7 protein-coding genes are annotated in these 9,422 nt (G+C 72.0%); 4 read left to right on the forward strand and 3 right to left on the reverse strand.

Features of this window, described 5'->3' with window-relative positions; all coding sequences use genetic code 11:
* Positions 1–60 precede the first annotated feature (60 nt).
* Both gndA and uidA read right to left on the reverse strand, forming a co-directional pair.
* Positions 61–1,491, reverse strand: a complete 1,431-nt coding sequence (gene gndA / locus N864_RS15240) for an NADP-dependent phosphogluconate dehydrogenase (protein WP_034718600.1) — start codon at positions 1,489–1,491, stop codon at positions 61–63.
* A gap of 58 nt (positions 1,492–1,549) precedes the next feature.
* Complete coding sequence (gene uidA, locus N864_RS15245; RefSeq protein WP_034718603.1) at positions 1,550–3,328, reverse strand: beta-glucuronidase; 1,779 nt, start codon at positions 3,326–3,328, stop codon at positions 1,550–1,552.
* Between the two features lie 113 nt (positions 3,329–3,441).
* Between uidA and N864_RS15250 the strand changes: the two genes are divergently transcribed.
* Complete coding sequence (locus tag N864_RS15250; RefSeq protein WP_034718606.1) at positions 3,442–4,515, forward strand: LacI family DNA-binding transcriptional regulator; 1,074 nt, start codon at positions 3,442–3,444, stop codon at positions 4,513–4,515.
* Here the strand turns inward: N864_RS15250 and N864_RS15255 are convergent.
* Positions 4,416–5,717 carry a lactate racemase domain-containing protein gene (locus tag N864_RS15255; RefSeq protein ID WP_034718609.1) on the reverse strand — a complete coding sequence of 434 codons (1,302 nt, stop codon included), beginning with the start codon at positions 5,715–5,717 and terminating at the stop codon, positions 4,416–4,418. The two genes, N864_RS15250 and N864_RS15255, sit on opposite strands and share 100 nt — an antisense overlap.
* A 100-nt stretch (positions 5,718–5,817) precedes the next feature.
* Between N864_RS15255 and uxaC the strand changes: the two genes are divergently transcribed.
* The 3 genes from uxaC to N864_RS15270 all read left to right on the forward strand — a co-directional run.
* A complete protein-coding gene (gene uxaC, locus N864_RS15260) occupies positions 5,818–7,236 on the forward strand; it encodes a glucuronate isomerase (protein WP_034718611.1) in 1,419 nt (472 codons plus the stop codon).
* The gene (locus N864_RS15265) at positions 7,233–8,696 is read left to right on the forward strand and encodes a mannitol dehydrogenase family protein (RefSeq protein WP_081793917.1); all 1,464 of its coding nucleotides are present in this window, start codon (positions 7,233–7,235) and stop codon (positions 8,694–8,696) included. The genes uxaC and N864_RS15265 overlap by 4 nt, the downstream gene beginning before the upstream one ends.
* On the forward strand, positions 8,693–9,422 hold a 730-nt coding region (locus N864_RS15270; protein ID WP_034718613.1), incomplete at its 3' end, for an FGGY family carbohydrate kinase. The genes N864_RS15265 and N864_RS15270, both read left to right, overlap by 4 nt.

Raw genomic sequence — 9,422 nt, forward strand, 5'->3', positions numbered from 1 at the left:
CACTCTCGATGTGGAGAAGCGCACTGTCGATTGGAAGGGGCATGGCTCGGACGCCGCCGTTCAGGCCGTCTGCACCTCCGACTTGTCCTGGGCCCACAATGTGTGGAATACGCCGTCGACATCCACACGCCGGTAGGTGTGCGCGCCGAAGTTGTCCCGCAGGCCCTGGACGAGCGCCGCCGGGAGACGCTCGGCGCGCACGGTGTCGTAGTAGGCGAGGGCGCTCGAGAACCCCGGCACCGGGACTCCGGCGGCCGTCGCCCCGGCGATGACCCGCCGCCAGGCGTCCTGCCGCTCTGCGAGTCCCTGCTTGATGCTCGGTGCGATGAGGAGCGTGGCCAGGCGGTGAGCGGCATACTCCTCGCTGATCTGCTTGAGCAGGCGGGCCCGGATGATGCAGCCAGCCCGCCAGATCCGCGCGACGGTCGCGATGTCGACGTCCCAGTCGTACTCCTCGCTGGCCCGGCGGATCTCCTCGAGGCCCTGGGCGTAGGCCACGACCTTCGAGGCCCAGAGCGCCTGTCGGACGTCGTCGACGAGCTGCTGCCGCTCGGCGTCGAGCCGCCGCTCGGGGCCGCTCAGCTCGCCACGACAGGCCTCCCGGATCGCGACGTCACCGGAGGCTGACCGGGCGAAGACCGCCTCGGCGATCACCGACAGGGGCACGCCCATCTCGAGCGCGGTCTGGACCGTCCAGCGGCCGGTGCCCTTCTGCTCCGCCTGGTCGACGATGACCTCGACGAGCGGCTTGCCGGTGCGGGCGTCGACCTGGGCCAGCACCTCGGCGGTCAGCTCGACGAGGAACGAGTCGAGCTCGCCGGTGTTCCATTCGCGGAAGACGTCGGAGACCTCGGCCGCGGAGAGCCCGGCCGCGGTCAGCACGTCGTAGGCCTCGGCGATGAACTGCATGTCGGCGTACTCGATGCCGTTGTGCACCATCTTGACGAAGTGGCCGGCGCCGTCGGGGCCCATCCAGGCGCAGCACGGCTCGCCGTCCACGTGCGCGGAGATCGTCTCGAGGATCGGGCCGAGCGCGGCATACGACTCCTTGGACCCGCCGGGCATGATCGACGGGCCCTCGAGCGCGCCGACCTCGCCGCCGGAGATGCCGGTCCCGACGAAGTGGAGGCCGTGCTGGCGCAGCCTCTCCTCGCGCTTGCGGGTGTCGAGGAAGTGCGCGTTGCCGCCGTCGACGACGATGTCGCCCTCCTCGAGCAGCGGGATGAGCTCGTCGATGACCGCGTCGGTGGGTGCACCCGCCTTGACCATGATGATGATCTTCCGCGGCCGCTCGAGCGACGCGACGAAGTCGGCCGTCGACTCCGACGGGACGAAGTCGCCCTCGGAGCCGTGCTCCGCCATGAGCGCCTCGGTCTTCGCGTACGTGCGGTTGTGCACCGCGACCCGGTAGCCGTGGCGCGCGAGGTTGCGCGCGAGGTTGCTGCCCATGACGGCCAGGCCGGTCACTCCGATGGTGGCGAGGTTGCTCACGATGGTTTCCTTTGCTGGACGGGAGATTCGAGGGTATGCCGCTGAGCTGGCTCGCGCGTCAGCTCTCCCCGCGCCACCGCTGGCGCAGGTAGAACGCGGCGGACTTGGGTTTGCGGTCGCGGGTGAAGACGCCCTTCTTGTTGCCGTCGACCCGCATGATGCCCGCCGTCGTCTTGAAGTCGGCGAAGTTCCAGATCTGCTCCCCGACGACGGCCGGGACCGAGTCGAAGACGCGGTGGTTCATCTGGAGGTATGCGATCTGGTACTCCTCGTCCCACGGCTGGGGGGTGATCGAGTGCAGCCCCGACAGGGTGTCCGCGCCGTACTCGGTGATGATGATCGGCTTGCCGTCGGTGGCCCACGCCTCGAGCTCCTCACGCCAGGCGATCTCGGCGCTCGCGAGGTCGCCGGTGTTGACGTACCAGCCGTAGTAGCGGTTCAGCATGAGCACGTCGCCGAACTGGGAGACCCGGCACTTGCCGTGCGGCGCCAGCATCACGTTGACGAAGCCGACCGGCCGGGTCGGGTCGGCCGCGCGGGCGACGTCGAAGAGCGGTCGGAAGTACTCCTCAGCTCCCTCGGTGTCGCTCTCCGGCTCGTTGGCGATCGACCAGAGGACGACGCAGGGGTGGTTCTTGTCCCGGGCCACCAGCTCGCGGATCGCCTGGGCGTGCACCCGCTGCGTGTCGTCGTTGATCGTCTCCGGGCTGTACGTCTGGTAGCCCTGGGCGCCGAAGATGCCGCCGCCGAGGCCCATGTTGAGGCCGACGGCGGCCGTCTCGTCGATGACGACGATGCCGTGCCGGTCGGCGTAGTCGAGCACGTCTTCCGAGTAGGGGTAGTGCGACGTCCGGAACGAGTTGGCGCCGATCCAGTCGAGCAGCCGGAAGTCGTGCACCATCCACGCGTTGTCGTGGCCCTTGCCGGTGACGGGGATGTCCTCGTGCTTGCCGAAGCCCCGGAAGTGGAAGGGCTCGCCGTTGATGAGGAACTCCGTGCCGCGCACCTCCACGGTGCGGACCCCGACGGTCTGCACGTAGCTGTCGAAGACCTCGTCGTCGCGGACGAGCTGCACCTCCAGCGCGTAGAGGTAGCCCCGGCCGGCCCGCCACAGCGTGACGTCGGCGACCGTCAGCGTGCCGGACGCACCGCCTCCGCGGGCGACCTCCGCGCCGTCCTCGTCCCGCAGCACGACCCGCACGTCGAGCCCGTCGGCGTCGAGGGTGTCGACGGCGTAGTGGACGGTGCCCGTCGACCCGTCGTGGTGGGTGCTGACAGTGACGTCCTCGATGTGCGCCTGGGGCGTGGCGACGAGCCAGACCGACCGGTGCAGCCCTGCGTAGTTGAAGAAGTCGTGCCAGTAGCGCTGGACCGGGCCGGCCGGGGTCTGCTCGGTGGTGCCCGGCGGGATCGACTGGAAGGTGAGCGCGTTGTTGACGCAGGCGGTGATCCGCACCTCCTCACCCGGGGTGACGAACTCGGTGATGTCGGCCTCGAACGGGGTGTAGCCGCCCTCGTGGCTGACCACCTCGTGGTCATCGACCCACACCGTGGCCCGGTGGGTCGCGGACTCGAAGTGCAGGACGACCCGCTGGCCCGCCCAGCCGCGCGGGACCCGAGCGGTGCGCTGGTACCAGACGTCACCGACGTAGTCGCGGACCGCGGCGTCGGCCGCGACGTCGTTGAAGCTGGCGGGGACGGCCATGTCGCCCGCCCCCGGCAGCGGGCCGGAGAACCAGCCGTCGGCGCGGCCGCGAGACTCGGCATCGAGCCGGAAGCTCCAGATGCCGTCGAGCCGCTTCTTCTCCCGGGTGGCGGTGTCCTGCGGACGGAGCATGGTCGACGCCTTTCCGACGATGGGCGCGTTGTCGCGCTCCAGTCCATTGAGGCAGAGATCGGTGGGTCTGCCAACCGATTGCCACGAGTTGCCGCCCGGTTACTGTGGCGGGCATGGACCGGCGACCGACCATCTACGACGTCGCGGAGGCCGCCGGAGTGTCCGCCTCGACCGTCTCGCGGGCGTTCGCCAGACCGGGCCGGGTCAACGCCGGGACCGCGGCGCGGATCTTCGAGGTCGCCAAGGAGCTCGGCTATCGCACGTCGGCGCTGCCCGGCCTGACCACGACCCACACGCGCAGCCTCGCCCTCGTCGTCACCGACATCACCAACCCCTTCTACGCCGAGATCATCCGCGGCGCCCATGAGGCGGCCGGCGAGCTCGGCTACACGATCCTGCTCTCGCACACGCAGGAGGACGCCCAGCTCGAGCGGACTTGGACCGAGCGCGAGCTGTCCGGCGTCGAGGGCGTCCTGCTCACGAGCTCGCGGATGTCGGACAGCGCGATCCGGATGCTGGCCAAGCAGAAGCCGGTCGTCGTGCTGAACCGCGCCCTGCCCGAGGTGCCGAGCCTGCTCGTCGACAACGCCCGCGGCGTGCGGCGGGCTCTGGAGCACCTCGGCGGGCTCGGCCACCGGTCCGTCCTCTACGTCGCCGGCCCGGAGACGAGCTGGACCGACGGGACGCGGTGGCAGGCCCTCCGGGAGGCGGGCTGCGAGCTCGAGATCAAGGTCCGTCGCGTCGGGCCGGTGGGTGGGCCGACCCTGCGAGCCGGGCACGCCGTCGCCGAGCAGGTCGCGAGCCACGAGGCGAGCGCGGTCATCGCCTACAACGACGTCCTCGCGATCGGCCTCATGCACGGCTTGCGCGCACTCGGGGTCCGCGTGCCGGAGGACCTCAGCGTCGTCGGCTTCGACAACACCCTCCTCGCCGAGATCGTCTCGCCGCAGCTGACGACCGTCGCCGCGCCGCTCCACGCGCTCGGCACGACCGGGGTGCGCAACCTCGTCGGGATGATCCGCGGGGCCGTGCCGAGCCGGGAGCCGCGGGTGCTGCCGGTGCGTCTCGTCGTGCGCGGCTCGACGGCTCAGCGGAGGCGGAACAGCACCTCGCCGGCCCGCGGCACGACGAAGACCTCGGGGTCCGCCTCGGCGGCCGCCACGTCGATCGACGCCGGGTCCCGGTAGCCGAGGTTCGCCGCGCGGCAGACCTCCTCGGGGATGCCCGTCGCGAGGGTCACCTGCACTCGGAGGCGCTCCTCGCCGGTCTCGGCGTCATAGCTGCCCGCGCCCCGCAGGTGGGTCGAGTGCGCCAGGGTGCCCCAGTGGACGTGCTTGAAGCGGTCCCACTGCTTCACGAAGTAGTCGCGGCAGTGGTAGCCGATCTCGTTGATCTCCGGGTGCATCGCGGAGATCTGCGTGATGTGCGGCGCGTAGAGGATCACCTCGCCGCCGTCGGCCACCACCGGCTCGAGCTTGTAGAACCCCTTCGCGCCGGTCCAGATGTCCTCGTACATCCGGGGCACGAGGGACAGCACGGTGTGGACCGGCTCGTCGAGATACGTCACGTGGGTCTCGGCGCACACCTCGGCGGCGTTGGCCCACGAGGCGATGGTGTCGCCGAACGAGACCGAGTGCAGCGACTCTGCCTCGGCGCCGGTCCCGCCGACGACGCAGAACGCGAGCTTCTGCGCGGGGATGAGGGACGCGCCCTCGTTGATGAGCGCGCGCACCGGCGTGATCCCCGTCGTGCCGATGATCTCGGCCGACGTGATGAGGGCCCCGAGCCAGTGCGACACGTCGATGATCTGCTGGCCCGCGACGCCGGGAAAGAAGTACTTGTTGCCGCCGGAGATGCCGACGACCTCGTGCGGCAGGACGGGCCCGACGACGAGGGCGACGTCGTGCTCCACGACGGCCTTGTTGAGCAGGACCGGCACGTCGACCTCGAGGCGTCCCTCGGACAGCTCCGCGAGCCGGCTGCCCGGGATCGTCCCGAGGTTCGCGAAGGTCTCCGGCTTCCACCACTCGTGGTTGAGCACCGTCATGCCCGGATAGGTCTCCTCGAGCCGGCCGGGCTCGTAGCCGAGGTGGCGCGCCAGGTGCTGCTCGCTCATCGCGGCGTGGGTGCCGAGGGCGATGAGCACGGTGAGCCCCGAGACCCGGCCGTGGAGTGCCTCGTGGACGGCGCCGACGAGCAGCGGCAGGGGGCAGGTGCGCGTGCCGTCCGGCACGAGGACGCAGACGCTCCGGCCGTCCAGGTCGGTCGCGTCGAGCTGCTCGCGGATGAAGGTGCGCACCTCGTCGCTGCCGAGCACCCCCTCGGTGCCGCCGACCCGGGCTGCCCGTCGGGCCGAGACGCTGGGCGGTTCCTCGGTGATCGTCGTCATGGGCTCCACTCTCGCTGCGAGCCGGTCAACGGGCAACCCTGCAGGGCAACAGGTGGCAACGCGTGGCGACCCCGGCCCCGACTCGGGGAGGATGGGGGCCATGACCTCGACGGCGAGCCTGACCCTGCACCCCGACCGACTCTTCCCGCCGGACCCCGGCGTGCGGGAGATCGCCCGGCGTCTCTACGCCGCGGTCCGGGACCTGCCGATCATCTCGCCGCACGGCCACGTCCCGCCGCAGTGGCTCGCCGACGACACCCCGTTCGGTGACCCCACCTCGCTGCTCATCTCGCCGGACCACTACGTCTTCCGCCTGCTCCACGCCGAGGGCGTTCCCCTCGAGGCGGTCGGCGCCGGCGGCTCCCCGCTGGACGAGGCGGGCGCCAGACAGGCGTGGCGGATCTTCTGCGAGCACTGGCGCGACTTCCGTGGCACGCCGGTGCGCTACTGGATGGAGAGCGAGCTCGTCGACATCTTCGGCGTCACCGAGCGGCCCTCGGCCGAGAGCGCCGACCGGATCTACGACCAGATCGCCGAGCGGCTCGCCTCACCGGAGTTCCGGCCCCGCGCGCTGATGGACCGCTTCGACATCCAGTTCCTCGCGACGACCGACGACCCCGCCGACGACCTGCGCCACCACGAGCGGCTCGCGAGCGACCCGAGCTTCACCCACCGCGTCGTGCCGACCTTCCGCCCCGACCGCTACCTCGAGCCGGCCCGCGCGGACTTCCCCGACCTCATGGCCGCCCTCGGCAAGGCGGCCGACATCGACACCGGCGCCTACGCCGGCTACCTCGCGGCCCTCGCGGACCGGCGCCGCTACTTCAAGGAGCACGGCGCCGTCTCCTCGGACCACAGCCACACCGACGTGGTGACCCTCTCGCTCGACGGGGCTGAGGCGGAGCGGATCTACGCGGCGGCGCTCCGCGGCGAGGCGTCCGAGGCCGAGGCGACCGCGTTCCGCCGCCACATGCTCGTCGAGATGGCCCGGATGGCGACTGAGGACGGGCTCGTCATGACGCTCCACCCGGGCGTCTACCGCGACCACGACACGTCGTCGTCGCGACGGTTCGGTCCCGACACCGGCAACGACATCCCGGTGGCGATGGAGTTCACCCGGGGCCTGCAGCCGCTGCTCGACCGCTTCGGCGACGTCGAGGGCTTCCACCTCGTCCTGTTCACGATCGACGAGACGGTCTACTCCCGAGAGCTCGCGCCGTTGGCCGGCTGGTACCCCGCCGTCTACGTCGGGGTCCCATGGTGGTTCATCGACGCGCCGGAGGCGATCCGCCGCTTCCGGGGTGCGGTCACCGAGACGGCCGGCTTCTATCGGACCTCCGGGTTCATCGACGACACTCGGGCCTTCTGCTCCATCCCGGCCCGCCACGACATGTCCCGGCGCCTCGACAGCGCCTACCTCGCCCAGCTCGTCGCCGAGCACCGGCTCGGTGAGGACGAGGCGCTCGAGACGGTCGTCGACCTCGTCACGTCCATCCCGAAGCAGGTGTTCAAGCTGTGACCGCGAACGAGTCGTATGCCGCTGAGCCCGGTCCCAGCGCCGCTGACGCCCCAGCGGGATCGGGCTCGCCGGAGGGGCGACGCCTGTCCCGGCAGACCGACGGACGCCCTGCCGCCCCGGTCCGGCACGTCCACCTCGGCGTCGGCAACTTCTTCCGGGCCCACGCGGCCTGGTACACCGAGCACGCACCCGACGCCGGCGACTGGGGGATCGCGGCCTTCACCGGCCGCTCACCCGCCGTCGCCGAGGCGCTCGCGCCGCAGGACGGGCTCTACACGCTGCTGATCCGTGGCCCGAAGGGAGCCCGGCCCGAGGTGATCTCCTCGCTCAGCGCGGTGCACCCGGCGGAGGACCTCGAGGCGCTCCGGCGCTACTTCGCCGACCCGGCGGTCGCGATCGTGACGAGTACCGTCACGGAGGCCGGCTACCGGCGCAACGCCGCCGGCGGCCTCAACACGGACGCGCCCGATGTGCAGGCGGACCGGGCCGCCCTGACCGCGGACCCGGAGCGGGGCGTGGTGACGACGACCCCCGGCAAGCTCGTCGCCGGCCTGCTCGCGCGCCGTGCGGCCGGTGCGGGCCCGGTCGCCCTCGTGCCCAACGACAACGTCCCCGAGAACGGCGAGATGGTCCGCCGCGTCGTGCGCGACCTCGCCCGCCTCGTCGACGAGTCGCTCGTCGGCTGGCTCGACGAAAACGTCTCCTTCGTCACGACGATGGTCGACCGGATCACCCCGCGCACGGCCGACGCGGACCGTGCGGAGGTGCTGCGCCAGACCGGCATCGACGACCCGGAGACCGTCCCGACCGAGCCGTTCACCGAGTGGGTCCTCGCCGGTGGCTTCCCGGCCGGACGACCGGGCTGGGACGTGCCGGGCGCCCGCTTCGTCGACGACGTGAAGCCATTCGAGCAGCGCAAGCTGTGGCTGCTCAACGGCTCCCACTCGCTGATGGCCTACGCCGCCTCGATCCTCGGTCACGAGACGGTCGCCGACGCCATCGCCGACCCGGAGGTGCTCGGCTGGGTGGAGCAGTGGTGGGACACCGCGGCGCCGCACCTCAGCCTCCCGCCGGCCGACGTCGCGGACTACCGGCAGGCCCTGCTCGAGCGCTACCGCAACGGCCAGATCCGCCACCTGCTGGCCCAGATCGCGGCCGACGGGTCCCAGAAGATCCCGATCCGCGCCGTTCCGGTCGTCCGGGCCGAGCTCGACGCGGGCCGGGTGGCCGAGGGCGCGACCCGGACCGTGGCTGCCTGGATCGCCCACCTGCGGGGCCACGGCGCACCGGTCACCGACGCCCACGCCGACGAGGTGCGCCCGCTCGCGGAGGGCAGTGCCCGCGAGGCGGTCCGCCGGACGCTGTCGTGGCTCGGGCTCGACCCGGACGCCCAGGGCGGTGCGCTCGCAGACACCGTGGAGCGGCAGGTCGCCGACCTCGAGGCCCGGGCCGGTTCGTGACCGCCACCCCACGCGAGGTCGTCATCGGCGTCGATGTCGGGACGACGGCCGCCAAGGTCGTCGCGTTCGACCTGCGACCGGACGGCGGCGGCGAGCCGGTGTCGCGGGGCATCCGCGAGTATCCGCTCGTCCGCCCGCAGTCCGGCTGGCGGGTGCAGGACCCGCAGGCGGTGACGACGGGGACGATCGCCGCCCTGCGTGACTGTGTGGCCGGGCTGCCGGACGCGACGGTCGTCGCGCTCTCGGTGAGCACCGCGATGCACGCGGTCATCGGCCTCGACGGGCAGGCGCGTCCGCTCACCCCGATCGTGACGTGGGCCGACGCCCGGGCCCGCGAGGTCGCCCGCGAGCTGCGGGCGACGCCGATCGCCGCCGCGCTCCAGGCCTCGAGCGGCACCCCGGTCCACTCGATGGCTCCGCTGACGAAGCTGCGCTGGTTCTCCCGGTACGAGCCGCAGCTCACCGCCGCAGCCGCCACGTGGGCGGGCCTGAAGGACCTCGTCGTCCACGCGCTGACCGGCTGCCTCGTGACCGAGCTGTCGTCCGCCAGCGGGACCGGCCTGCTCGACATCGCGACGCGCGAGTGGGACCCCGACGCCGTCGCCCTCGCCGGCATCCGGCTCGACCAGCTTCCGCCGATCGTGCCGACGACCCACGCGCTGCCGCTCTGCGCGCCGGTCGCCCAAGCCGTCGGCCTGCCCGCCGGCACGCCGGTCGTCGTCGGCG

The organism is Intrasporangium chromatireducens Q5-1 (genome assembly GCF_000576575.1).
Classification (GTDB): domain Bacteria; phylum Actinomycetota; class Actinomycetes; order Actinomycetales; family Dermatophilaceae; genus Intrasporangium_A; species Intrasporangium_A chromatireducens.

Excerpts from the sequence above, each read along its gene's own strand:
- uxaC (WP_034718611.1), top strand. The coding sequence starts at position 5,818 with ATGACCTCGACGGCGAGCCTGACCCTGCACCCCGACCGACTCTTCCCG.
- N864_RS15255 (WP_034718609.1), bottom strand. The coding sequence starts at position 5,717 with ATGACGACGATCACCGAGGAACCGCCCAGCGTCTCGGCCCGACGGGCA.
- N864_RS15250 (WP_034718606.1), top strand. The coding sequence starts at position 3,442 with ATGGACCGGCGACCGACCATCTACGACGTCGCGGAGGCCGCCGGAGTG.
- uidA (WP_034718603.1), bottom strand. The coding sequence starts at position 3,328 with ATGCTCCGTCCGCAGGACACCGCCACCCGGGAGAAGAAGCGGCTCGAC.